This is a genomic window from Desulfovibrio sp. SGI.169, from assembly GCF_050313595.1.
Classification (GTDB): Bacteria; Desulfobacterota; Desulfovibrionia; order Desulfovibrionales; family Desulfovibrionaceae; genus Desulfovibrio.
The window spans coordinates 95,362-118,887 of sequence record NZ_JBNPLS010000002.1 but is presented as its reverse complement, the minus strand read 5'-3'; the positions used below and the strand labels follow the sequence as shown (position 1 = coordinate 118,887).

At 61.7% G+C, this 23,526-nt stretch carries 20 protein-coding genes; 7 read left to right on the top strand and 13 right to left on the bottom strand.

The window, feature by feature from the left end; genetic code table 11:
* Positions 1 to 146 precede the first annotated feature (146 nt).
* From ACQRA4_RS02045 to ilvC, 7 genes are all read left to right on the top strand, one after another.
* The gene (locus tag ACQRA4_RS02045) at positions 147 to 1,016 is read left to right on the top strand and encodes a hypothetical protein (protein WP_427821416.1); all 870 of its coding nucleotides are present in this window, start codon (positions 147 to 149) and stop codon (positions 1,014 to 1,016) included.
* Positions 1,013 to 1,672: an HAD family hydrolase gene (locus ACQRA4_RS02040; protein WP_427821415.1), complete on the top strand. Its 660-nt coding sequence runs from the start codon at positions 1,013 to 1,015 to the stop codon at positions 1,670 to 1,672. The genes ACQRA4_RS02045 and ACQRA4_RS02040 overlap by 4 nt, the downstream gene beginning before the upstream one ends.
* Positions 1,673 to 1,705: 33 nt before the next feature.
* Positions 1,706 to 2,008 (top strand): YggT family protein, encoded by a 303-nt coding sequence (locus ACQRA4_RS02035; RefSeq protein WP_427821414.1) that lies wholly within the window; start codon positions 1,706 to 1,708, stop codon positions 2,006 to 2,008.
* A 180-nt stretch (positions 2,009 to 2,188) separates the two neighbouring features.
* Positions 2,189 to 2,416, top strand: a complete 228-nt coding sequence (locus tag ACQRA4_RS02030; RefSeq protein ID WP_297825980.1) for a DUF465 domain-containing protein — start codon at positions 2,189 to 2,191, stop codon at positions 2,414 to 2,416.
* A 24-nt stretch (positions 2,417 to 2,440) separates the two neighbouring features.
* The gene (gene ilvB / locus ACQRA4_RS02025) at positions 2,441 to 4,135 is read left to right on the top strand and encodes a biosynthetic-type acetolactate synthase large subunit (protein ID WP_427821413.1); all 1,695 of its coding nucleotides are present in this window, start codon (positions 2,441 to 2,443) and stop codon (positions 4,133 to 4,135) included.
* A gap of 9 nt (positions 4,136 to 4,144) precedes the next feature.
* Positions 4,145 to 4,633, top strand: a complete 489-nt coding sequence (ilvN, locus tag ACQRA4_RS02020) for an acetolactate synthase small subunit (protein WP_427821412.1) — start codon at positions 4,145 to 4,147, stop codon at positions 4,631 to 4,633.
* A 148-nt stretch (positions 4,634 to 4,781) separates the two neighbouring features.
* Entirely contained in the window at positions 4,782 to 5,783 is a 1,002-nt protein-coding gene (ilvC, locus tag ACQRA4_RS02015) for a ketol-acid reductoisomerase (RefSeq protein WP_427821411.1), read from the top strand.
* Positions 5,784 to 6,194: 411 nt separating this feature from the next.
* Here the strand turns inward: ilvC and ACQRA4_RS02010 are convergent, their stop codons facing one another.
* The 13 genes from ACQRA4_RS02010 to ftsH form a co-directional block, all read right to left on the bottom strand.
* Entirely contained in the window at positions 6,195 to 7,571 is a 1,377-nt protein-coding gene (locus ACQRA4_RS02010; protein WP_427821410.1) for a DnaA ATPase domain-containing protein, read from the bottom strand.
* 594 nt (positions 7,572 to 8,165) lie between these two features.
* Complete coding sequence (locus ACQRA4_RS02005; protein WP_427821409.1) at positions 8,166 to 8,825, bottom strand: outer membrane protein; 660 nt, start codon at positions 8,823 to 8,825, stop codon at positions 8,166 to 8,168.
* Positions 8,826 to 8,989: 164 nt separating this feature from the next.
* Complete coding sequence (locus ACQRA4_RS02000; RefSeq protein ID WP_427821408.1) at positions 8,990 to 9,667, bottom strand: outer membrane protein; 678 nt, start codon at positions 9,665 to 9,667, stop codon at positions 8,990 to 8,992.
* A 304-nt stretch (positions 9,668 to 9,971) separates the two neighbouring features.
* Positions 9,972 to 11,252 (bottom strand): OmpP1/FadL family transporter, encoded by a 1,281-nt coding sequence (locus tag ACQRA4_RS01995; protein ID WP_427821407.1) that lies wholly within the window; start codon positions 11,250 to 11,252, stop codon positions 9,972 to 9,974.
* Positions 11,253 to 11,393: 141 nt separating this feature from the next.
* Entirely contained in the window at positions 11,394 to 13,760 is a 2,367-nt protein-coding gene (gene priA / locus ACQRA4_RS01990; RefSeq protein WP_427821406.1) for a replication restart helicase PriA, read from the bottom strand.
* Positions 13,761 to 13,950: 190 nt separating this feature from the next.
* Complete coding sequence (gene galU / locus ACQRA4_RS01985) at positions 13,951 to 14,823, bottom strand: UTP--glucose-1-phosphate uridylyltransferase GalU (RefSeq protein ID WP_427821405.1); 873 nt, start codon at positions 14,821 to 14,823, stop codon at positions 13,951 to 13,953.
* 259 nt (positions 14,824 to 15,082) lie between these two features.
* The gene (locus ACQRA4_RS01980) at positions 15,083 to 15,967 is read right to left on the bottom strand and encodes a hypothetical protein (RefSeq protein WP_427821404.1); all 885 of its coding nucleotides are present in this window, start codon (positions 15,965 to 15,967) and stop codon (positions 15,083 to 15,085) included.
* 117 nt (positions 15,968 to 16,084) lie between these two features.
* The gene (glmM, locus tag ACQRA4_RS01975) at positions 16,085 to 17,437 is read right to left on the bottom strand and encodes a phosphoglucosamine mutase (RefSeq protein ID WP_427821403.1); all 1,353 of its coding nucleotides are present in this window, start codon (positions 17,435 to 17,437) and stop codon (positions 16,085 to 16,087) included.
* Between the two features lie 36 nt (positions 17,438 to 17,473).
* On the bottom strand, positions 17,474 to 18,415 hold the full coding sequence (locus ACQRA4_RS01970; RefSeq protein WP_427821402.1) for a CdaR family protein: 942 nt from the start codon (positions 18,413 to 18,415) through the stop codon (positions 17,474 to 17,476).
* Complete coding sequence (gene cdaA, locus ACQRA4_RS01965) at positions 18,402 to 19,136, bottom strand: diadenylate cyclase CdaA (protein WP_427821401.1); 735 nt, start codon at positions 19,134 to 19,136, stop codon at positions 18,402 to 18,404. The genes ACQRA4_RS01970 and cdaA overlap by 14 nt, the downstream gene beginning before the upstream one ends.
* Before the next feature lie 20 nt (positions 19,137 to 19,156).
* A complete protein-coding gene (locus tag ACQRA4_RS01960) occupies positions 19,157 to 20,485 on the bottom strand; it encodes a diguanylate cyclase (protein ID WP_427821400.1) in 1,329 nt (442 codons plus the stop codon).
* A gap of 115 nt (positions 20,486 to 20,600) precedes the next feature.
* A complete protein-coding gene (gene folP / locus ACQRA4_RS01955) occupies positions 20,601 to 21,491 on the bottom strand; it encodes a dihydropteroate synthase (RefSeq protein WP_427821486.1) in 891 nt (296 codons plus the stop codon).
* Entirely contained in the window at positions 21,469 to 23,499 is a 2,031-nt protein-coding gene (gene ftsH, locus ACQRA4_RS01950) for an ATP-dependent zinc metalloprotease FtsH (protein ID WP_427821399.1), read from the bottom strand. The genes folP and ftsH overlap by 23 nt, the downstream gene beginning before the upstream one ends.
* Positions 23,500 to 23,526 lie beyond the last annotated feature (27 nt).

Below are 23,526 nucleotides of genomic sequence, written 5' to 3'. Positions count from 1 at the left end.
TAATTTGGGCGTCCCGTCGCTCGTGCCGGCGGCGGTGCAGGCCTGTATATATGCGATAATCAACCTACTGACAATACATCCGGGGAGACGCGACAGCTTGCGCTCAGACACGGCAACGGCTATGCTGCGCCCCCGAAGGAAAAAGTATGCAAGCCACGTTGTGCCTCAGACTGCCGTTTCTGCGCGGGCCGCTGCCCCGGGGGCTGGACCCGGATGCCGCCTCCGCCCCGGCCTGGCCGGGAGCCTTGCGCCTCTGGCCGGGCCTGCCGGACGAGCTTTGCGGTATTGACGCCGCCTCCCCGGCCCCCGACCGCCATCGCCCGGCAAACTATCCCTTCAGCCCGCGCGAGGCGGCTGCCTGTCTGGCGGATCTGCGCCAGATGGACATGGCGGCCCTTTCCGGCCTGCCGCTGGGCGTCGCCGTGGCGGACAACGCCCGCAACGCGCGGCGGCTGGCCGAGCTGGCCGCGCTGAAAGAGCTGGGCGGGCGCGACGGCGTCGCCCCTTCGGCGGCCGAGGCCGCGCGCCATGATCGGCTGGAACGCGAACAGGCCCAAAAGGCTCTGCTCTGGCTCTGGCTACAGGAAGAACGCCTGGCCGAGCTGGCCGAGCTGGCCCGAAACTACGCGCGCAACGCGAACCGCCTGAGCGCCGCCCTGGGTGTGGAAGAAGACGAGCGTCCGCGCGGTCTGCCTTTTTTGGACGCGTCCATCGCTCTGGACCCGGCGCTGATCCCCCCGTGGCGGCTGGCGGCGGTCAATGCGGCGTATTTTCTGCCCAGAGAGGCGGCCCTGGCGGTGGAAGGCCCCATGCGCGCCGACCTGCTGGAACGGCTCGACTTCAGCCTCGCGCCGCACTGTGCGGAGCTGCTGGGCTGCCCGCCTGAACGGGCCGGCGAAATTGTGCAGGCCCGCGCCCCGCTCTGGCGCGCGCTGGGCCATTCGCGCCCGCCAGGGCGGGACGCTGACGGCCTCCTGGGCGTGGAGCGCCTCTGGCTCACCTGGAGGCGCGCGTGAACGGAACGCTGTTTCCCCACGGTCTGGCTGGCGTCATTTTTGACTGCGACGGCGTGATGATCAATTCCCGCGCGGCCAACGACGAATTTTACAATCGCGTGCTGGCCTATTTCGGCCTGCCGCCCATGACGCCGGAGCAGGAGGCCTACTCTTTCATGGCCACGGCGGGCCAGGCGCTGCGCCACATTCTGCCCGAGCGCCTGCACGGCGAAATTGACCGCGTGACCAGGGACGAAATCAACTATCAACGCGACATCCTGCCCCTGCTGCGCCTTATGCCCGGTTTCCGCGAATTTGCGGATGAACTGAGCGCCAGGGGCGTGCGCATGGCCATCGCCACCAACCGCACAGAGCAGGGCATGCAAAGGGTTCTGGACTTTTTCGCCTTGCCCTCCTATTTTGATCCTGTGGTTACGGCGAGCAACTCCACGCCCAAACCCTCGCCCGAGGGCGCGCGGCGCATCTGCGCGGACTGGGGCGCGCGGCCTTCGGATGTGCTCTTTGTGGGCGACAGCGCCCATGACAAGCAGGCCGCCGAAGCGGCGGGGGTGACGTTCGCCGCCTTTAACGGCGGCGAACTGGAGGGCCAGATCGTCGCGTCTGATTTCGCCGCTCTGGGCCGCGCCCTGGTTCCTGTTCTGGCGCGCAGCCGTTGATTCCGCATCTATTAAGCTTTGCTCGGAGACTACATGATTGTGCTTGCCAATACATTGAGCGCCATAGCCCTGGTGCTGGGGTCGCTGCTGAACATCTATTTCTGGATTGTGATCATTTCCGCCGTACTGACCTGGGTGCGGCCCGACCCTTACAACCCCATAGTGCGAACCCTGCGCCTTCTGACCGAACCGGTTTTTTACCGGGTGCGCAAATGGTTGCCCTTCACCTATACGAGCGGCCTGGATTTTTCGCCCGTGGTGGTGCTGCTGGCCATTGAGCTGTTCAACCGTATTGTGGTCGCCTCGCTGGCGCAATATGCCATTGCCCTGCATTGAGGCCCTTCCCGAAACGTTTTTTCCGCCTTCCGGCCACGCCGGCTTTTTCCTGCCGGGAGAGGCCGTCATCCAAGACCGGGCCGGGCCGCCCTGACGCTTTCATGTTTCAAGGCCGGGATGCCCAGATTGGCTTTTTGCGCGGCTCGCCCGCGCTTGAACATCTAACGCTGGAGATTTCTTATGGATCAGCATGAAATTGATTTGCTGGAAAAGTATGCGCCCACTGATCCGGAGCTGAAATCCCTTTGGGAAGATCATGTGCTCTATGAAAAACAGGTGGAAAAACTGGAAGGCAAAAGCTACCGTACGCCCACCGAAGAGCAGACCCTGAAGCAACTGAAAAAGCAGAAGCTGGAAGGCAAGACCAGGCTGATGGACATCCTGGATCGTCTGAAAAAGCAAGACTAATAAAAGTGGTTGAGGAGCCGGTTTATGGAATGCACAGGTGCGCAGATTCTCCTTGAATCCCTGAAGCGTGAAGGCGTGGACGTGCTGTTCGGCTATCCGGGCGGCGCGGTGATTGATATTTATGACGAGCTGCCGCGACATCCCGAGATACGTCATGTGCTGGTTCGCCATGAGCAGGGAGCTGTGCATGCGGCTGACGGCTATGCCCGCGCCTCCGGCAAGGTGGGGGCCTGCCTGGTCACTTCCGGGCCGGGCGCCACCAATACGGTGACGGGCATAGCCACGGCATATTCCGACTCCATTCCTCTGGTTGTGGTCACGGGCCAGGTGCCCACCAAGCTCATCGGCAACGACGCCTTCCAGGAAGTGGATATTGTGGGCATCACCCGCCCCTGCACCAAACATAACTTTCTGGTCAAGGACGTGAACAAGCTGGCCCTGACCATCCGCCAGGCCTTTTACCTGGCCCGCTCCGGGCGGCCCGGCCCCGTGCTGGTGGATCTGCCCAAGGATGTGGTGCAGGCCAGGGCGGAGTTCGCCTGGCCCGAAGACATCTACATGCGCAGCTACAACCCCACCTACAGGCCCAACCTCAACCAGTTGCGGCGCACGGTGGAGGAGCTGACCCAGGCCAAGCGCCCGGTGCTGCTCTCCGGCGGCGGCGTGGTCATGGCCAATGCCGCCGACGAGATGGCCGCTCTGGCGCGCCGCCTGCACATCCCCGTGACCTGCACCCTCATGGGGCTGGGCGGCTTTCCGGCCACGGATCCGCTTTCGCTGGGCATGGTGGGCATGCACGGAGCCTATGCCGCCAATCTCGCCATCAATAACGCCGATCTGCTGGTCTGCGTGGGCGCGCGCTTTGATGACCGCGTCACCGGCAAGCTGACGGCCTTCGCGCCCAAGGCGCGCATTGTGCATATCGACATCGACCCCACCTCCATCCGCAAAAATGTGGAAGTGGATGTGCCGGTGGTGGGCGACTGCAAGCTGGCCCTGGCGGGCATCATGGAAATCTGCGAAGCCAGGCTGGCCGAACGGGACTGGGCCGCCGAACATGCGGAATGGGTCAGGGCCGTGACCGAATGGAAGAAAAGCAAGCCCCTCTGCTACCAGAAAAGCGAAAACAGCATCAAACCCCAGCAGGTGGTGGAAGCCCTGCGCGAACTCACCCGCGGCGATGCCATCATCGCCACGGAAGTGGGGCAGCATCAGATGTGGGCGGCCCAGTTTTACAGCTTCACAAAACCGCGCACCCTGCTGACCAGCGGCGGCCTGGGCACTATGGGCTACGGTTTTCCGGCTGCCATTGGCGCGCAGTTCGCCCTGCCGGACAAGATGGTCATCACCGTGGCCGGCGACGCCTCGCTGCAGATGAACATTCAGGAACTGGCCACGGCCGTGGCCTATAATCTGCCGGTCAAGGTGGTCATTCTGAACAACCGTCATCTTGGCATGGTGCGCCAGTGGCAAGAGCTTTTCTACAACCACAACTACAGTTCCACCAATATGGAGGCCCAGCCCGACTTTGTGAAGCTGGCCGAGGCCTACGGGGCCGAAGGCTACCGCATCGAAAAGCCCGGCGAGCTCCTGCCCGAACTGGAAAAGGCCCTGGCCACGCCCAAACCCGCCTTCATTGATGTGGTTGTGGAGCGCGAGGAAAACGTTTATCCTATTGTGCCCGCCGGCGCGGCGCTGGATGAAATGTTGCTGGTGTAGGAGATGGATATGCAACGACATGTGCTTTCCGTGCTGGTGGAAAACGAACCCGGCGTGCTTTCCCGCGTGGTGGGGCTGTTCAGCGGGAGGGGCTTCAATATTGATTCGCTCAATGTGGCTCCGGCCCTGGAGGAAGGCGTCTCGCACATGACTATTACCACCTATGGCGACAGCATGATTCTGGAGCAGATCATGAAGCATCTGCACAAAATCGTTTCTGTCATCAAGGTGACGGATTTCGCGGACACTCTCGCCGTGGAACGGGAGATGATGTTCGTCAAGGTGCAGGCCGAAGGCCCCATGCGCGGGGAAATACTGCGCACGGTGGAAATTTTTCGCTGCAAGGTCGTGGATGTCAGCTACAATGAAATGACCATTGAAGCCACGGGCGACCACGAGAAGCTGGAGGCCATCATCAGCCTGCTGCAACGTTTTGGCATCAAGGAACTGGCGCGCACCGGCTCGGTGGCCATGCGCCGTTCCAAAAAGGCGGATTGACGCGCCGCCCGCAAAGGTGCATGCCAGTTTCAAGGCAAAAGGGGAGCGCGCGGCGCTTTGCGTCAGCCTGCCGTTGCCGTTTTTTCCCGCCGCATGTGCGGTCGGGAGTTGTCTTGTCTAACCGTGAGCGATTACAGAGGATGTTCAGATGAAAGTTTATTATGATCAGGATGCCGATCTCAATGTTTTGAAAAACAAGACCGTGGCCATCATCGGCTACGGCAGTCAGGGGCATGCCCATGCCCAGAACCTGCGGGATTCCGGCGTCAAGGTGGTGGTGGGCCAGCGCCCCGGCGGCGCCAACTACGAGCTTGCCAAGGAGCACGGCTTTACGCCGGTGTCCGCCGCCGAAGCCGCGAAGCAGGCCGATCTGATCATGATTCTATTGCCCGACGAAGTGCAGGCGGCTGTCTATGAAAACGACATCAGGCCCCACCTGACCAAGGGCAAGGCCCTGCTGTTCGCCCACGGCTTCAACATTCATTTCAGCCAGATCCAGCCGCCCAAGGATGTGGATGTCTTCCTCATCGCGCCCAAGGGGCCCGGCCATCTGGTGCGCCGCACCTTCACCGAGGGCGGCGGCGTGCCCTGCCTGGTGGCCATTGAGCAGGACTCCACGGGCCAGGCCCTCAAGGTGGCCCTGGCCTATGCCAAGGGCATCGGCGGCGCCCGCTCCGGCGTCATTGAAACCACCTTCCGCGAAGAGACGGAGACCGACCTCTTTGGCGAACAGGCCGTGCTTTGCGGCGGCGTTTCCGCCCTGATCAAGGCCGGTTTTGAAACCCTGGTGGAAGCCGGCTACCAGCCTGAAATGGCCTATTTTGAATGCTTGCACGAAATGAAGCTGATCGTGGATCTGATGTACGAGGGCGGGCTTTCGCGCATGCGCTACTCCATCAGCAACACGGCGGAATACGGCGACTATGTTTCCGGCCCGCGCCTGATCAACGAGAACGTGAAAAAGGAAATGAAGGGCGTGCTCAAGGATATCCAGAGCGGCAAATTCGCCCGCGACTTCATTCTGGAAGCCCGCGCCAAGTATCCCATGTTCCTGACCACGCGCCGCAACGAGTCCGAACACCAGATCGAACAGGTGGGCAAAAACCTGCGCGGCATGATGTCCTGGCTGAAAAAGGACAAGAAAGACTGATTTCGGCGGTATTCCGTTTTTTGTTCAGGGGGCGCTTCGGCGCTCCCTTTTTTTGTACAAAGCCATTTGGGGAGTCCGGCCCTAGTAATGCGCGGTTGGTTAGGTTGTTGCTTGTGTTCCGCCACAACAATCCCAAAAAACAAGAATTTTTGAGATTCTTGCGACGACGGCCCCCGCCCTTCGCTCCGCTTCGGCGGCGAGCGGAGCAACCTCCCTTTACCGGCAAAAAAACATAACGAATTTTTTAATGAGGTCTGAGCATGGTGTCTACTTGCAAAAGTGGACACTACAAAATCCGTAAGGATTTTGCGGCGACATAGCCGTCGTGAGTGAGCGAAAAACCACGTTTTTCACGAACGATCCCGCAAAAATTCTGTGCGGATTTTCGCGCAGAATTTTTGCAATGAGGCGCTAGACAGCGCCCAGGCCCGCGTTGCGCTCAATAAGCGCCACCGCCCTGGCGATCTGCCGCCCCAGGCTGGATTCTTTGGCAAGTTCGCGCTCAACCGAGGTTATGCCCTTGATAACCGTGGAATGACGGCGATTGAACGTCTCGCCGATCTCTTCCAGAGAAAGCTCGGTGTGCTTGCGCGCCAGATAATAGATGGTATTACGGCCCAGCACGCACTCCCGGCGGCGGGAGCGGGAGCAGAGCTGGCGCTGTTCCAGGCCATAGCTTTCGCAGACAAGACGGATAATGGTGGGCAGATCAGGCCCGCATTCCACGCCGGCGTACTGGTTGAGCACCTCCAGCGCCAGATCGGGGCTCAGGCCACAGTTGAGCAGCCGGGCCTTAAATATGAGGCTGTTCAGACAGGATTCCATCTGGCGCACATCGCCGCGCAACCGGCTGGCCAACAGATCGCAGACCGGCTCGGGCAACAGCACCTGAAAGCTTTTGGCCTTGCGGGTGAGGATGCGGCGGCGCATCTCCTCGTCGGGGCGTCCCATACTGGTCAGAATGCCTGAGCAGAAATGCGAGACGAGCTGACTGTCCACCCGCTGAAGTTCGCGCGGCGAAAATGAGGAAGTGAAAATCACCCTGCCGCCCCTGGCTTGCAGACTTTTGACCACAGCCAGGGCCATATCCTGCATTTTTTCCTTGCCCTGAAAAAAATGCACGTCTTCCAGCAAAAGCACATCCAGCTCGCGCAGGCGGGCCTTGAAGCCCTCCACATCATGGCCGCGCAGGGAAGCCACAAAACGCGAGGCAAATTCCTCGGCGGTAAGATAGGCCACCCGCGCGGCATTGCCCTTCTGGCTCAGAGCCTGGCCCACGGCCTGGGCCAGATGCGTTTTGCCCAGGCCCGAAGCCGAGTTTACAAAAAGCGTCCGCACGCCGCCGCTGCGGCAGACATCCTGCGCGGCCGCCACGGCCACACTGTTGCAGGGCCCCACCACAAAATCCTCAAAGCAATAGCGCCAGCGCGTCTCCCGCCGGCAAGCGGGCGCGGCGGCGGGCATGGGCAAATCGCCCTGGCGTTGCGGCAAGACCCGCGCGGCAAGATCAGCCGTGGAAGCCGCCTGCGCGGCGTCACTGCTTTTTTCGGCGATCTCAATATGTATTTCCACGGCATCGGACGACAGGCCCAGCACCGGGGCGGCCGCCTCGCGCAGGGTGGAAAGCATCCGGCTTTCCAGCCAGCCGGCCATAAAGGCATTGGGCGCGACAAGGCGCAACACGCCATCCGCCAGCGTGGCGCGCAGGGGCGCTATCCAAACCTTAAAAATGCCGGAATCCAGCATTTTCTTGAGATTTTCAGAAATTTCGGCCCATTGATCTCGCATGGGGGCCTTGTAGCCTGAAAGGGAGAGCATGGGCAATGGAGAATTAAGCGCTCTCTGGGCAGTGACCGCTTTTGTTTTCCCCAAAGATATTATCACATAATATATTGAAATATATTATTATTTTTATTATCGTGAAGAATGGGGCGTTCCGCTAAACCCTTATGGAGCAAGGCTTTTGCCTTGTCGCCTCCTTCTGTTCACAATATGCCCAGATTATTTTCAACAATAGTAGATAAAATTTTCTCGTTTTTTTTCAGTTATTCGCCATTTTTTAACGATCACGGCTCAGCTTCCGAACCGTAAGGCTGAGCGGTTTGTCAAGAGAAAAAACATTTTTTTGATTCATAAAAAATGTTTTTTTCTTCAGGAGAATTTTTCTGATTTTCTGTCAAACGCCTTGTTTTCAGAAAGCACGCGACGCGAAAGCGGGCGGGCTTTGAGCCCTGGCAACAAAGCCTGGGCGCGGGTCAGAAAGAAGCAAACACCGGTCGCGCAGGCGCTTCATTTTGCCCCCAAACAGAAAACCCGCCGGACGGCGGATTTTCTGTTTGGGGGCAAAAAACAGGCCCCAGTGTCTGATTGCAACAGTAGACACTAGAAGGTGAAGCGCAGGCCCAGCATAAACTCGTTGTTATAGGGTTGGTTGCTGATATTGGCATCGCCCGCGGAAACTTCATTGTAGCCCATCATCATGAAGCGGTAGCCCAGATCCACGGCAAAGTTTTCGTTAATGTTGTAGGCCACGCCCGCTCCCACGTTCCAGGCGAAATTGGTGAAGTTGTCGCTGGCGCTATAGCTCTGCCCGTCACTGTGCAGGGTGTATTCCGCATAATTGAAGGCCAGGCCCGCGCCCGCGCCGATGTACGGCACAAAGGGGGTGCCGGTCTGGATGTCGTAGTAGAGGTTCAGGAACAGGGTGGAGGTGTTCCAGAGGCCCTTGGTGCTCACAAAGGCACCGTCAAAGCTGGAGTCCCAGCTTTTTTCGCTGTTGCCGCGCAGGGCGAATTCAATTTCAGCGCGCAGGGGAAGCTGATGCCGGGGGTAAAAGTCATAACCCGCGGCCAGCGCGCCGCCCAGAGTGAACTGGCTGTAGCTCTCGTCCGTCATGTCGCTGTACGGGCGGGAAATAACGCCCGTATCCTGAATGGACATCAGAAACTTGGGGGCCAGATAAAGGCCGTTCGCCTCGGCCTGAGCCAAAGCCGGCAGGGCCAGAACCGTCATCAGGGCCAGAATGCTCAAAATACGCTTCACGTCGCTTCCTCCAAAAAGGCAAAATGTTTTCTTCAGATTTGCCATATCGCATTCTTTCTTCATGGCGCCAACATGTTATGCCATTCTGACAGGGACAATGAAAAGACGCCCTCCGTGGCATAACACGCAGAGTGTCTTTTTTTCAGACAAATACGGCGTCCGCTCTAAAAGGCGAAACGCAGACCCAGCATGAACTCGTTGTTGTAGGGATCATTGCCGATCTCGTACTTGCGGCCGTTGTGATAGGCGCTGACTTCATTGTATCCCAGGCCCACAAAGCGGTAGGAAGCGTCCAGGGCGATATTGTCGTTAAAGCTGTAGGACGCGCCCACGCCCACATTCCAGGCGAAGTTGGTGAAACGGTCGTCGGCCGAGAACTTGCTGCCGTCGTTGGTGGTGAAATCATAGCCGGTATAGTTGAAGGCCAGCCCCAGACCGGCGCCGACATAAGGCGTGAAGGCCGTGTCGTTATGAAAATCCCAGAACAGGTTGGCAAAGAGCGTGGAATTGTTCCAGGTGCCTTTGACGTTGTTCACATTGATGCCGCGGTCGCTCCAGCTTTTTTCGCTGTTGCCGCGCAGGGCGAATTCAATTTCAGCGCGCAGGGGCAGCATTTGCTGCGGCCAGAAATCATAGCCCAGAGCCAGGGCGCCGCCCAGGGTGAACTGGCTGTAGTCGTCCACGCCGGAACCGCCAAGGGAGCTGGTGCGCTCCATGGTGCCGGTGTCTTGGATGGACATCAGAAATTTGGGGGCCAGATACATGCCGGTGCCTTCCGCCGCGGCCAGTCCGGGCAAGGCAAGCGCCAGCACAAGCGCCAAAGCGGTGATAACGCGTTTCATGACAGTCCTCCTGAGTGCTTTTCCCCTTCTGTTGACAGGGAGTTTTGAGATTTGTGCAAAATCTTGAAATTGTCAATGGAATTTCTACAGAAATTCTTGACTTCCCCTCCCGGCAAGGCCCGCCGCATGCCCTCCGTGTCGCGGACGCCACTTCTTTGCCGGGTTCCCGAATATATGCAAAATATGCGCCATAACAACAAAAACCCGGCAAACGGCTTTGGCCGTTTGCCGGGCAGACCGCCGCGCCCGTTTGAGCGCCTTCCGATATGGCGTCGTCTTGAGCGTTCACACGCCCCCATCGGGGCTAAAACGTGTAGCCCACGGAGAACATGTAAATATTGGCCACCACGTTTTCCGAGTGGCCGCCCCTGACCCCGCCGTTAAAGGGATTGTTGCGGATGCCCGCGGCGTCGGTATTGTCATAGTCAGTGGAATTGATCCAGAGATGGGCGTAGGCGAAATCCAAGGTCCAGTCGTTCCAGCGCACGCCCGTGCCAAGGCTGAGGGTGGCGCGCCCGTTGGTGGGCATCATGAAATCGGCGTGATTTTCATTGAGTACCGGCGTTTCATAGGCAAAACCCGCTCGCAGGCTCCACCAGTCCAGAGGCTTGTACTCCACGCTGGCGTTGAAGTTCCAGCCGTCGCGCCACTCCTTGTTGCTGATGGAGGAGTAGCCGCTGTCCAGATAAAGATTCAGGGCATTATAGGTGGACCAGCGCGTCCAGACGGCCCCCACCTCAAAGCTCAGATTGTCCAGCGGCTTGTACGCGACGCCCAGGGCCAGGGAATCGGGAAGCTGCACCGTGGCGTTGGCCGAACAGTCGCGCGCTTCGGGCAGATGCGCCATGTCGGCCAGCACATTGGGCCCCTGCCGGCCGAATTCCGCATCGCCGTTGATGTTGAGCGTGACCTGGCTCTTGTAGGCAAGGCCCACGGACCATTGCTCATTAAGACGCATGTGCAGGCCCAGATGCGCGCCCACGCCCCAGCCGCGCCCCTCCACCTGCAGGTCGTTGTCCCAGACCGGGCCGCCGGTGCTGGTGGGTATTTTGCTGCCCATGTACACGCCGGCGTGCAGCGCCTCCACCCCCAGAGAAACGGAAAAAATGTCGTTGATCTTGTAGGCCACCGTGGGCACAAAGGAGACGGTTTGCAGGCCCACGTCATAAATGTTGTAGCGGCCCGTCCAGGCGCCGTCATAACTGTTGCCCACGCCGAAGCGCGAAAACACGCCCAGCCCCAGCCAGACATTGTCGTTAAGCTGATAGCTGGCGTAGCCGTGCGGCGCAGTCCAGACCGCCGGTTTGGTGGTGGTGTCCTGCTCAATGCCGCCCATGTCGGCGACGATGGTGCCCATAGGGGCGATGAAGGCAAATCCGCCCATGACATGCGCGCCCGGCAACTGGGTAATGCCCGCGGCGTTGTAGGCCAGCGCCGACACGTCGTCGGCGCGTCCCACCATACCGCCCGCCAGGGCCACGCCCCTGGCGCTCCATTCATTGAGGGCGAAGCCCTCGGCCCGAACCGTTGACGCCATGCCCGCGAGCAGGCCGAGCACAAGACAGAAAATACGCAAAGCCCTCATTTCTCCTCCAGTACACCACAGACCAGACAAGGTCGCGCGCTCCCCTTCCAGAAAAACGGCGGCCCTGACCAGACGCGTTTCACATGGCGCAACGACGCGGGGCGGATAAGGCCACCCGCTCCTCAAAAGGCATTTCGACCATCACAGCATATTAACGGGATCAAGGTCAAGGGAAAGTCGCAGCAATGCGGCGCTTTTCCGGCTTTTGGCAAAAAAATAGAGCTGGCGCAGGGCCTGCCAGTCCCCGGCCTTGAGCAGACAATGAAAGCGCCGTCGCCCTCGCAGCAGGGCCAGGGGCGCGGGCGCGGGCCCCAGCATGCGAACGCCGAGCTCACGCGCCCGCGGCCGCAGCGCGGCCGCCAGGTCACTCAGGGCGGCGGGCCCGCCTTTCTCCTCCACAGCGAAGGACATGCGGATCAGAGCCAGACGCACGAATGGCGGGTACAGCCGCAGGCGCCGCCGCTCCAGCTCCGCCGCATAGAAGCCCTCATAATCGCCTGCGCGCACATATTGCCAGCAGTAGTGACTGACATCGCGGGTCTGGATCAGCACCCGGCCCGGTTTTTCCCCTCGTCCGGCCCGTCCGGCGGACTGCACCAGAAGCTGAAAGGTGCGCTCGGCCGCCCGGTAATCGGGCAGATTCAGCCCTAGGTCGCCATCGGCCACCACGGCCAGGGTCACTTGCGGAAAGTGGTGGCCCTTGGAGAGCATCTGCGTGCCCACCAGAACAGGCGATTCCTGCCGGGCGAAGGCCGCCAGTATTTCCTCCATGCGGCCCGGACGGCGCGTGCTGTCGCGGTCCAGACGCAGCACGGGCTGCCCGGCCAGCACGCTCAGCCGTTCGCCCAGGCGCTCGGTGCCCTCGCCCAGCGGCAGAAAATTCATGCCCTTGCATTGCGGACAGGGCGAGGGAAAGGGGCGGGTGTAGCCGCAGTAGTGACAGACCAGCTTTTCCCGCCCCTTGTGGTAGGCGAGGCCGATTTCGCACTGCGGGCATCGCAGGGTGGCGTTGCAGTCCAGACAGTACATCAGGGGGGCGTAGCCGCGCCGGTTGAGCAGCACCACGGCCTGTTCCCCCCTTTTCAGCGTCTCGCGCAGGGCCGCTTCGCTCGCCGGGGCCAGCAGCCCGCCCCCCTCCAGAGAGGACGCCGCCGGGGGCAAGGCGCTGATGTCCACCAGCTCCACCGGCGGCAACGGCCTGCCGCCCACCCGGCGCGGCAGGCGCAGCAAGGGCAGTTGCCCGTTTTCCGCCGCGTAAAACGTCTTGATGTCCGGCGTGGCCGACCCCAGCAGCAACAAACCGCGCGCCTGGGCCATGCGAAACCAGGCCACTTCCTTGGCCTGGTAGGAAAGCCCCTCATCCTGCTTGAAAGAGCTGTCGTGCTCCTCGTCCAGCACCACGCAGCCCAGGCGCGGCACAGGCAGAAAAAGCGCCGAGCGCGTGCCCACCACCAGACAGGGATCACGCCGGGCGGCCAATGCGCGGAAGGCGGCTTCGCGCCGCGCCGGCGACTGATAGCCGTGATGGAAAAAAAGCGGCGCGTCAGGCAGGGCGCAGGCGGCGTCGCGGCGCAGCTTGTGGGCCAGGGCCACCTCCGGGGCCAGCAGCAGCAAACTTTTGCCCCGCGCCAGACAATCCCTGGCCAGCTCCAGATAGACGGCCGTCTTGCCGCTGCCTGTGACGCCGTAAAGCAGGCGGGAGGCCGCCGCATCCCTGTCCAGAACCGCGCGCAGCTCGGCCAGAGCCGCCCGCTGGTCAGCATTAAGGCTGAAAGGCGCGGGCGGCGGAGGCAGCAGGGCCCGTTCCGCATCATCCCCGACCTCTTCGCGCGTCAGCGACAGATGGCCGGCCCTGAGCAGACTTTGCAGGGCGGGGGCCACAGCCTGCCCCAGGCTGCGCAGCAGGCGGCGGCGGCTTACGGCCCCGTGCTCGTGCAGATATTCCAGAACTTCAATCTGGCGGGTGGCCGAGGGGCGCACCGGCCAGGGAGGGTCGGCGCGCAACAGGCAAAACTCCTCACTGGCCGCGTCGGCGCCGGGCGACAGCATGCGGGCCGCGCCGGAACAAAGCGCCCGGGCCAGTTTCTGCCGCTCCGCCGCGTTCGCCTGACTGATCTGCAACAGGCTCAGCGCCGTGGCGCGTCCCCTTTCCAGACAATGCAGCCGCACGCGCGTGCTGCGCAGCCCCTGCGGCAGCACATGGCCCAGGATGAGCCCCGCCTCCACGCCCTGCCGCAGGGCCATGTCCCGAAATAAGGCCAGCAGATCCGGCGGCAGCAGGGGGGCATCTTCCAGCGGCCAGCAGACAGTCTTGCAGGTTACGCTGCCCGGCAGACCCGACGCCTCGCTGACGGACAAAAGCGCGGCCGCCCGAAAGCCGCGTTCGCTCCTGCCCAGGGGCACAGCCAGGCGCAGGCCGGGCCGCCAGAACTCCGGCGGAAATTCCGGCGGCAGCGCATAGGTCAGGCAGGCATACGGGGGACTCAGCAAAGCGACATTGGCATACATACAGCAGGCATACTTCGGCGCGGCCGCACGGCGTTGACGACAGGGCGACCGCAGTTCAGACGGACAAGAAACGGAAACGCCCTTCCGAAGAAAGAAGCCCACGACAGGCGGCTGCCGTACATTTGTACAGCGCCGCGCCGTCATGGACTCCTGACGCAATCAAGGGGTGAAGAACAGCTTACGGTAAATTTTACTGGAACTGAACGAAGTTCTTGAGCAGGCCCAGCAATTCGTAACGCAATTCCTCATCCTGGAGGGCGAAGTAAATATTGGCCGTAAGAAATTCCGCCCAGTCGCCGGCGTCAAACCGCATGCCCGACATGCGCACGGCCATCATGCCGCGATCTTTCGCCATGGCCTGCAGGGCGTCGGTAAGCTGAATTTCACCGCCGTGGCCCGGTTTGACCTTTTCCAGATAATCAAAAATTTCCGGAGTGAGCACATAGCGGCCCACAATGGCCAGACGCGAAGGCGCGGCCTCGCGCTTGGGCTTTTCCACCATGTCGCGCACCCGGAAAACGCCGGGGGCCACTTCTTCGCCATCAATGATGCCGTAGCGGCTGACCTTTTCCCAGGGCACTTCCATAACGCCGATAACCGGCATCTTTTCGGCCATCGCCACTTCAATGAGCTGGCCGATGCCCGGCACGCCGCCGAACATCAGGTCATCGCCCACCATGATGGCAAAGGGGTCGTCACGCACCAGCTCGCGCGCGCAGAGCACCGCATGCCCGAGGCCGAGCTGTTTTTTCTGGCGCACGGACATGATGTTGACCATTTCGGCCACCTGCCGCACTTCGGCCAGCTTGTCCAGTTTGCCGGCGCGCTCCAGCACCGCCTCCAGCTGAAGGTTGTAGTCAAAGTGATCTTCAATGACGCTCTTGTCCCGGTTGGTCACGAAGATCACGTCCTGAATTTTCGCGCGCTGCGCCTCCTCCACCACATACTGGATGACAGGCTTGTTATAGATGGGCAGCATTTCCTTGGGAATATTCTTGGTCGCGGGCAGTGAACGCGTACCCCAACCGGCCACGGGAATGATCACCTTGCGAATATCCTTCATGCGCGCCTCCGCTCATGTATTAGTGCCGAAACAAAGCCAGAGCTTCGGAACATTGCGGGATAACTGGAAAAGAATCCGCCCTTGCGTCATCGCGCCGTCATGCGCGCGCCGCCTGAAAAGAGCGGCTGTTCCGCAACGCGTCGAATATGCTTCACGTTCATATTCCGTCAAAAGCGCGGCAAGTGCAAGAAAAAAACGCAAATTGCCGGCCGGCTCGCGACGGCGCGCGCAAGCCCTGCGGGCAGGCCGCTTCCGGCCTTTATACAGGCAACCCTCTGGCGGCCAGATCGGTCGCGCGTTCTGGAAAGCCCTCACGCAGAGCGGCGGCGGCGCTCGCTTCGCGCGCGCGGTAGGCATCCTCATTCCACAGATGAATATGCCCCATGCTGTGACGCACATAGGGGCCGAGGTCAAAATGGCGCGCCCGGAAGCCCTGTCGGTGCACATCGCGAAACCAGGACACGCCCAAATCCGTCAGGGAGGCATACGCGCCGAAAGGGCGCGCCACGCCCAGGGGCATGGTCGCCCCGCGGGCAAGACGCATGCTGATCAGACAGCACCACTCGTTGACGCGACATTCCGGCAGGGGCCACGGATGCTTTCGCAGTTCTTCCGCCCAGGGAACCTTGAGAAAGTTGCGGATATGCTCTCCCCGATTCCGGGAGAGCCGGTACATGGCGTCAAGATCCTGAAAAGTCAGTCTGAAATCGGTGTACCGCGCCCTCTGGCAAGGCTTGCCGCCGTTTATGGCCAGGGCCTCCACAATGTGCGGGCGGGCGGCGGGGCAGTTCCAGCACTGCCCAAGCTCGCCCAGGGCAATGTGATCTCCGATGTTTTCCAGCATGGGCGCGATAACGTCGCCGCAGAAAGACGCGTCATTGTGGATGACGAGCAGAAAATCCCGCGAGGTCTCCTCCCAGGCGTACTGATAGCGGACAGAGCGCCGGTAGGCCGTTTCGCGCAGGCGCGCCGTGTCCACACTGCCCACGCCCAGCCAGTTTTTCATGAACACGGTGCGCATTTTCGGCACCAGGTCGGCCAGCGCGGTCACCGACACCGTGTCGTATTTGGGCTTGGCGTTTTCAATGACGAAAAAATCGTCCCGATCCACGGCTCGCAATGGCGCATGAGCGAAAGAAGGCACAGCGCCGTCTGGTAAGGCTTGCCAAAAACCTGTAGCGCCACGTCCACAAGAGCGTGTTTTCGCATGGCATCCGCCCCGTCAAGGTGATCTGTTGCGTTGCCGCGCGCCCGGCGCGCCTCAGCGCAGTTCGCGCGCCACCACCTCCGCCAGGTCCGTCGCGTAAAGCCCGACCCTGTCTTCATCCTCGCCTTCCACCATGATGCGGCAGAGGGCCTCGGTGCCTGAATAGCGCAGCAGCACCCGGCCCCGCCCGGCCAGTTCCTTTTCCACTCTGGCCACGGCCTCGCCGATGGCCGGGCGTTCCTCAAAGGGCAGGCGTTTTTCCACCCGCACATTGACGAGTTTCTGCGGGAAGGGCGTGAGCAGGCCCGCCAGTTCGGAGAGCGGTTTCTCCTTCTCGCGCATGATCCGCAAAATCTGCAGGGCCGCCAGCAGACCGTCGCCCGTGGTGCTGTAGCCCCGGAAGATGAGATGCCCGGACGGCTCGCCGCCAAGCATGGCCCCCTCGCGGCGCATGGCCTCCACCACATAGCGGTCGCCCACCTGGGTGCGCAGAAGGACGCCGCCGTGCTCGCGCATGAAAATCTCCAGCGCCATGTTGCTCATCACCGTGGCCGCCAGCATGTTGCCCGGCAGCTCGCCGCGCGCCATCATGGCCTGGGCGCAGAGGGCCATAAGCTGGTCGCCGTCCAGGATGTTGCCGTGCTCGTCCACCACGATCAGGCGGTCGGCGTCGCCGTCCAGAGCCAGGCCCACGTCGGCGCGCACCTCGCGCACCTTGGCCGCCACCACTTCGGGATAGAGCGAACCGCAATGGTCATTGATATTGGTGCCGTTGGGCTCGGCGCCCAGGCGAAAGACCTCGGCCCCCAGTTCTTCCAGGGCCAGCGGCGCCACCTTGTAGCTGGCGCCGTTGGCGCAGTCCACCACGATGCGCAGACCCGCCAGGGTCAGCTGGGTCGGAAAGCAGCTTTTGGTGTAGACGATATAGCGGCCCCCGGCGTCTTCAATCTTGGAGGCCCGCCCCACCATGCGAGAGTCTGGATAGGGCCAGGCCATATCCGGGTTGAGAACCATCTCGGCGATTTCGTTTTCAGTCTGATCCGGCAGTTTATAGCCGTCGGCGTCGAAAAACTTGATGCCGTTGTCGGAAAAAGGGTTGTGCGAGGCGGAGATGACCACGCCCAGATCGGCGCGCATGCTGCGCGTCAGGAAGGAAATGGCCGGCGTGGGCAGAGGGCCGGTCATGATCACGTGCATGCCCGCGGCGCACAAGCCCGCCGTAAGCGCGGACTCAAACATGTAGCCGGAAAGCCGCGTATCCTTGCCGACGACCACCTTATGCCGATGCGGGCCGCGCCTGAAGCGCACCCCGGCCGCCAGCCCCAGACGCAGGGCCACATCCACGGTCATGGGCGCGGCATTCACGGCGCCGCGCAGACCGTCCGTGCCGAAGAGACGTTCAGCCATGAAAACTCCTTCTGAACTTGCGCGCGCAAGCGCAGGCTATTTTTTCTTGCGAAAAACCGTAACTTCTTCGATGGCGGGATTCAAGAGGGTCATGCCCTCAGGCAGACGGAAGCGCAACTCCGTCTGTTTGCTCTGGCCCGGTTCCAGGGAGGGGGGCGTGACGCTGACCTCCAGCTGGCCCAGATAGCGCGCGCTCGTGGCCAGGGCTTCGGGCACTTCCACCAGCACCGTCACTTCCTCCGGCTCCACTGTATATTGGCGGCGGTTCTCCCCGGCCAGTTCCACCCTGCAACGTCGCGACACCACGGTGCGCCCGCTGGTGATGGTGTACTGCACGCGCACCGACGAGGGATTGGCGGTGACCAGGCTCGGCGTGTCCAGGGTGATGGTCTGATGCACGGTGGCGCCCGCCGCCTTGGGGTCAAGCATGATGGTCAGCGGCACGCTGGTGATATCCGACAGCACGTCTTCGGGGCCGCGCAAGACCACAGTGGCCGGCGACACGCTGACGTTTTCCACGGTCAGGGCCCCGCCGCGCAGAGGCGAATCCACAATGGCGCGCAGGGGCACGCTGCGTTCCAGCAGGGTGTCGGCCCTGACGACAATGCGCGGCGGCTGAATGTCCACCAGCTCAAAAGCCCGGAAGTTGGGGCCCAGATTGTCGCCGCCCAGCGGCACATTTGTGACGCCCTTCTTGATGTCAGACAGGTCCACGGCCTGGGTCAGCCGCTGCTGGGTGATGGAGCGCAGCAGAGTTTCCGGCCCGCGCAGGCGCACCGTGATCTTGCTGATCAGGCCGTCGGTGACCACCAGGTTGGGCGGAATGCCGTAATAATCAATATTCACTTCCACCTGGGCTTCCAGGCGATCCCGCACGCTGACCACGTACCACATGGCCACGGCGGCCAGCACCGCCACCAGCAGCGAAAGCAGATGCGGCGCGCGCCGCAGAGCGCCGCTGTCTTCAGAGGATTTCATTGAGCACCTGCCTCAGGCGCGCCGCATCCAGCGCGCGCGCCAGCTCGCCTTTCATGGCCACGGAAATTTCGCCGCGCTCTTCGGACACAACCACAACCACGGCGTCACTCTCTTGCGTGATGCCCAAAGCCGCCCGGTGGCGGGTGCCGAAACTCTGCCCCTTGGCCACGGCCAGCGGCAGAATGCAGGCCGCCGCCATGATGCGCCCGCGGCTGATGACCACAGCGCCGTCGTGCAGCGGAGCCTTGGGATAAAAAATATTCATGAGCAGCTGGCGGGAGAGCTGGGCGTCCAGCCGCACGCCTTCGCGCTTGATCATGTCGCCAAGGCGCATGCTGCGCTCAATGACGATGAGCGCCCCCACGCGCAGACGCGCCATCTCAACGCAGGCCATGACCACTTCCTCCACCCCGCTCAGCCTGAGCCCGCGCCGCCTGAACAGGCGGTGCGCGCCCATTTCGCCCAGAGCCTGGCGAATGTCGGCCTGAAAGATGACCACAATCAGAATGAATAACGAGCTGAAAATATGCTGCAACAGCCAGGTGAGCGTATACAGGCCCATTGTCCTGGACATGAAGTACAGCAGGGTCAGCAGCCCCAGGCCGGTAAGCACGGCCAGCGCGCGGGAACCGCGCAACAACTGGATGACCTGATAGAGCAGCGCGCTGACCAGGGCGATATCCAGCAGGTCGCGCCAGTCGAAGACAAAATGCTCAAACACCGTATGCTTCTCTCAGGCCGTCACGCGGTTTTTTCGGAGCCGTTGCGCTTTTCCGTGTACATTCCGCCGTCCGCATGGGCGATCAGGGCGTCAATGGTTTCGCCGTCGCGGGGATAGACCGCCCTGCCCAGACTGAAGGAAACGCGCACACTGTCATCGTCCACAATTTTCCGGCTTTGCAGCGCCGCGCGGATATCGTCAAAAGACTTCGCGATGTCGTTGTCGCGCACCGCGCTCTGGGTGATGACCACAAACTCGTCCCCGCCGATACGGGCGAAAATGTGCGGCATTTTTACGCGGCGCTGCACTTCTTCCACAAAGACCCGCAATACATGGTCGCCCGTGTTATGTCCGTAGACATCGTTGAACATCTTGAATTTGTTCAAATCCATATAATACAGCGAAAAAGAATTGCCGTCCTTCCCGATCAGCGTCTCCAGCTTCTTGAACAGGCCGCGCCGGTTGAGTATGCCTGTAAGGGCGTCATGCGAGGCCATACTGTCCAGTTGCTGATGGATGTCGCGCAGGTCGGCATTGTGCTGCACCAGCGAAGCCAGCAGAAAGCTGCACAGTATGCCCAGGCAGATATACAGCCAGGACTCAGGGTACTGATACCAGGCCCTGATGGGCGAAATTCGGAGGAACCATTCGGCGTTGAGAATATTCAGGGGCGTTTCCATATACCGGCTGTGGCTGCCGCCCCCCTGCGGGCTTTGCGCGATAATCTGCTTTTCGCCGCTGTCCGGGCTGATTCGCCAGAGACTGTAGGCCAGATTCTGCTCGGCCAGCCGCTCCAGCCCCGCGCCGTCCAGGGCCTGAGGAAATTTCAGCGTTACGGAAACCAGGCCCCAGAACTGCCCCCGCACATATACGGGCAGACGGCCCACCAGGGCTTCTCCGCCCTGCCTCAGCGGGAAGGGGCCGCCCAGAACCAGCTGCCCGGTGTTTCTGGCCTCCGCGGCCTCCCGATTGCCCGCCCCCTCGGCAAAAAAGTTCAGGCCCAGCACGGCCTCATTGCCTTCGAGGGGATACACGGCGCTGACCACGCCGCCCGGAGCCAGCAGCACATTGAGAATGGCCGGATCATCCACAAGAGTGGCCGCTATTTTTTCAAAACCTTCTATATTGCCGTTGTCCTGAATCATCAGGGCGGAAATGGTCTGCGTCTTGTAGAGCAGCTTGGTCAGGACGTTGGTAAGCTTGTTGCTCTGGGTGAAGCTGATTCTCTCCATCTTGATGGCTTCCTGCTCCTGCTCGTTTGCCACCAGAGAGCAGATTACGGTACCGCAAAAAATCAGCGAGACAACGAAGACAGTAAGCGTCCGCCATGACCACTTGATACTGAACATATGGTTTCCCCCTTGGGAACTTGCGCGTGAATCGCCATGGCGGAGAGCGCGCCCGCCCTGCGAAGCCTGTCGCGCCCGCTCTGCGCGCCAGAGCATTGCCGCAGGACGACCAGTTTCAAATACCGGAACGCAACGCCGCGGCCACGGCCAGACTTTGCCGGGCGGCGGCCACGTCATGAACCCGATGCCAGAAAACGCCCCGGCTCCAGAGCAGGGCCGTGGCCGCCTGGGTGGCCGGGCCCCTTTGAGAGGGCGGCAGACCCAGCAGCGCGCCGAACATGGATTTCATGGACAGCCCCATGAGCACCGGCCGGCCGAAGCCCAGCCAGTCCTCAGGATGCGAGAGCAGGGCAAGATTGTGTTCCAGCGTCTTGCCGAAGCCTATGCCGGGGTCCAGCACAATGTGATCCTCAGGCAGCCCGGCGGCCGTCAGGCGCGTCAGCTCCCGCTCGAAAAACTCCCGCACCTCGCGGCGCGCGTCATCATAGCGAGGGTCATGCTGCATGCTGTCCGGGCGGCCCTGGCTGTGCATCAGCACATAGCCCGGCTTGTACTGCACCAGCACGTCAAGCAACTCAGGGTCAAAAGCGCAGGCTGAAATATCATTGATGATCGCGGCCCCCTGCTCCAGCGCCCTTGCGGCGGTAGCCGCATGATAGGTGTCCACCGAGATGAACGCGCCGGACGCGCGCCGCCGCAGCCCGGCCAGCACGGGCAGGAGGCGCTCCAGCTCTTCGGCGGGCTCCAGCGCCGTTGCGCCGGGGCGGGATGATTCCGCGCCCAGATCCAGAATATCCGCGCCCTGCTCAAGCAGGCTCAGGGCATGCGCCAGCCCCTTGCGCGGGCTGGCGTGCGCGCCGCCGTCGTAAAAAGAATCCGGCGTCAGATTGACGATGCCCATGACGCCGAAAGGGGCGGAAACCGTCAAGGCCCTGCCCCCGCTCACAAACCAGGGCGCACCCGTGACGGATGCGCCCTGCCGGTTACTTTTTATCCTGTTCCGCATGGTCAGTCGATGCGTTCGGGGCATCCTTGCCGGCGTGGTCGCCCCGCCCCGGATCAGGCGTCTCCGCCGCCGGACGCGACGGTTCGGCACCCTGAGTCGCCGGAGATGCCGGGTCGGCTTCATCCGGCTCCAGAACAAAATCGCCGCCCTTCTCCCGTTGCGGGGAATCGCCGGCCCGGGAGGTCTTCAGGGGTTTGCCGTTCATGTCCAGAGGCGGCAGTTCCTTGTTGTCCATCAGCAAATCCAGATCGTCGCCGGTGATGGTTTCACGCTCCAGCAAGGCCCGGGCGATGCGGTGCAGTGTTTCCTCATTGTCCTGCAAGAGCTTGCGGCAACGGGCATGGGCCTCTTCCACAATGCGCTTGACCTCGGAATCAACCAGTCGGGCCGTGTCTTCACTGAAATTCTTGTTTTGCACCCACTCCCGACCGATGAAAACCTCTTCGCCGGTTTCGCCGATGGAAAGCGTGCCCACGGCCTCGCTCATGCCCCACTCGCAGACCATCTTGCGGGCCATGCGGGTGACGCGCTCAATATCATTGGACGCGCCGGTGGTAATGTCGTCAAAAATCAGCTCTTCCGCCACACGACCGCCCAGCAGCACCACCAGATTGTTTTTCAGATAGCCGCGGGAGTAGCCGTGGCGGTCTTCCTCGGGCAGTTGCATGGTCACGCCCAGGGCGCGGCCGCGCGGGATGATGGTGACCTTGTGCACCGGGTCTGAGCCGGGCAGCAGCCGGGCGGCCAGGGCGTGACCGCCTTCGTGGTACGCGGTGATTCGTTTTTCCTCGTCCGAGAGGATCAGGCTGCGCCGTTCACGGCCCATGAGCACCTTATCCTTGGCAAACTCAAAATCGCGCATGTCCAGCTTGTCCTGATTCAGCTTGGCCGCCTGGAGGGCCGCCTCATTGACCAGATTTTCCAGATCCGCGCCGGAAAAGCCCGGCGTGCCGCGCGCCAGCACTTCCAGATCCACATCCGCATCCAGAGGCGTGCGTTTGGTATGCACCTCAAGGATGCGGCGGCGACCGCGCAGATCCGGCGTGGGCACCACCACCTGACGGTCAAAACGCCCGGGCCGCAGCAGGGCCGGGTCCAGCACATCCGGGCGGTTGGTGGCCGCGATAAGGATGACGCCCTCATTGCTTTCAAAGCCGTCCATCTCCACAAGCAGCTGATTCAGGGTCTGTTCGCGTTCGTCGTGACCGCCCCCCAGACCGGCGCCGCGCTGGCGGCCCACGGCATCAATTTCGTCAATAAAGATCAGGCAGGGCGCGTTTTTCTTGCCCTGCACAAAAAGGTCGCGCACGCGCGAAGCGCCCACGCCCACGAACATTTCCACAAAGTCCGAACCGGAGATGGAAAAAAACGGCACCCCGGCTTCGCCGGCCACGGCGCGCGCCAGCAGGGTCTTGCCCGTGCCCGGAGGGCCCACCAGCAAGACGCCCTTGGGGATGCGCCCCCCCAGGCGAGTGAACTTTTTGGGGTTGGAGAGAAATTCCACCACTTCCGAGAGCTCTTCCTTGGCCTCGTCCACCCCCGCCACATCGGCGAAGGTGACGCGCGCGTTCTCCTGATTGAGCATGCGCGCCCTGGAACGACCGAAACTCATGGCCTTGCCGCCGCCGCTCTGCATCTGGCGCATAAAGAAAATCCAGACGCCAACGAGCAAAAGCATGGGAAACCAGGACACCAGCAACGTCATGTACCAGGGGGATTCTTCCGGCGGCTCGGCCTTGATTTCCACCTTCTTTTCAATGAGCCTGCCGACCAGGCCCGAATCCTGCGGGGCATAAGTCTGAATGGTCTTGTTGTCCGCTGTTCTGCCCGCAAGAGTATGCCCCTGGATGGTCACGGACAGCACCTGCCCCTCATCCACCTTGCTCAGAAACTCCGTATAGGGCACCCGCTGCAAACCGGCCTGCGGCTGTTGGAACATATTGAAAAGCATGACCATCGCCAGGACGATAATCGCCCACAGCATCAGGTTGCGACTGAACTGATTCAACGCTGCCTCCGTTACGATTTCGACGCG

What these genes read in the sequence shown, in the direction of transcription:
- ACQRA4_RS02045 (WP_427821416.1), top strand. Translation starts at nt 147, where the DNA reads ATGCAAGCCACGTTGTGCCTCAGACTGCCGTTTCTGCGCGGGCCGCTG.
- ACQRA4_RS02035 (WP_427821414.1), top strand. Translation starts at nt 1,706, where the DNA reads ATGATTGTGCTTGCCAATACATTGAGCGCCATAGCCCTGGTGCTGGGG.
- ACQRA4_RS02030 (WP_297825980.1), top strand. Translation starts at nt 2,189, where the DNA reads ATGGATCAGCATGAAATTGATTTGCTGGAAAAGTATGCGCCCACTGAT.
- ilvB (WP_427821413.1), top strand. Translation starts at nt 2,441, where the DNA reads ATGGAATGCACAGGTGCGCAGATTCTCCTTGAATCCCTGAAGCGTGAA.
- ilvN (WP_427821412.1), top strand. Translation starts at nt 4,145, where the DNA reads ATGCAACGACATGTGCTTTCCGTGCTGGTGGAAAACGAACCCGGCGTG.
- ilvC (WP_427821411.1), top strand. Translation starts at nt 4,782, where the DNA reads ATGAAAGTTTATTATGATCAGGATGCCGATCTCAATGTTTTGAAAAAC.
- ACQRA4_RS02010 (WP_427821410.1), bottom strand. Translation starts at nt 7,571, where the DNA reads ATGCGAGATCAATGGGCCGAAATTTCTGAAAATCTCAAGAAAATGCTG.
- ACQRA4_RS02000 (WP_427821408.1), bottom strand. Translation starts at nt 9,667, where the DNA reads ATGAAACGCGTTATCACCGCTTTGGCGCTTGTGCTGGCGCTTGCCTTG.
- ACQRA4_RS01995 (WP_427821407.1), bottom strand. Translation starts at nt 11,252, where the DNA reads ATGAGGGCTTTGCGTATTTTCTGTCTTGTGCTCGGCCTGCTCGCGGGC.
- priA (WP_427821406.1), bottom strand. Translation starts at nt 13,760, where the DNA reads ATGTATGCCAATGTCGCTTTGCTGAGTCCCCCGTATGCCTGCCTGACC.
- galU (WP_427821405.1), bottom strand. Translation starts at nt 14,823, where the DNA reads ATGAAGGATATTCGCAAGGTGATCATTCCCGTGGCCGGTTGGGGTACG.
- glmM (WP_427821403.1), bottom strand. Translation starts at nt 17,437, where the DNA reads ATGGCTGAACGTCTCTTCGGCACGGACGGTCTGCGCGGCGCCGTGAAT.
- ACQRA4_RS01970 (WP_427821402.1), bottom strand. Translation starts at nt 18,415, where the DNA reads ATGAAATCCTCTGAAGACAGCGGCGCTCTGCGGCGCGCGCCGCATCTG.
- ACQRA4_RS01960 (WP_427821400.1), bottom strand. Translation starts at nt 20,485, where the DNA reads ATGTTCAGTATCAAGTGGTCATGGCGGACGCTTACTGTCTTCGTTGTC.
- folP (WP_427821486.1), bottom strand. Translation starts at nt 21,491, where the DNA reads ATGCGGAACAGGATAAAAAGTAACCGGCAGGGCGCATCCGTCACGGGT.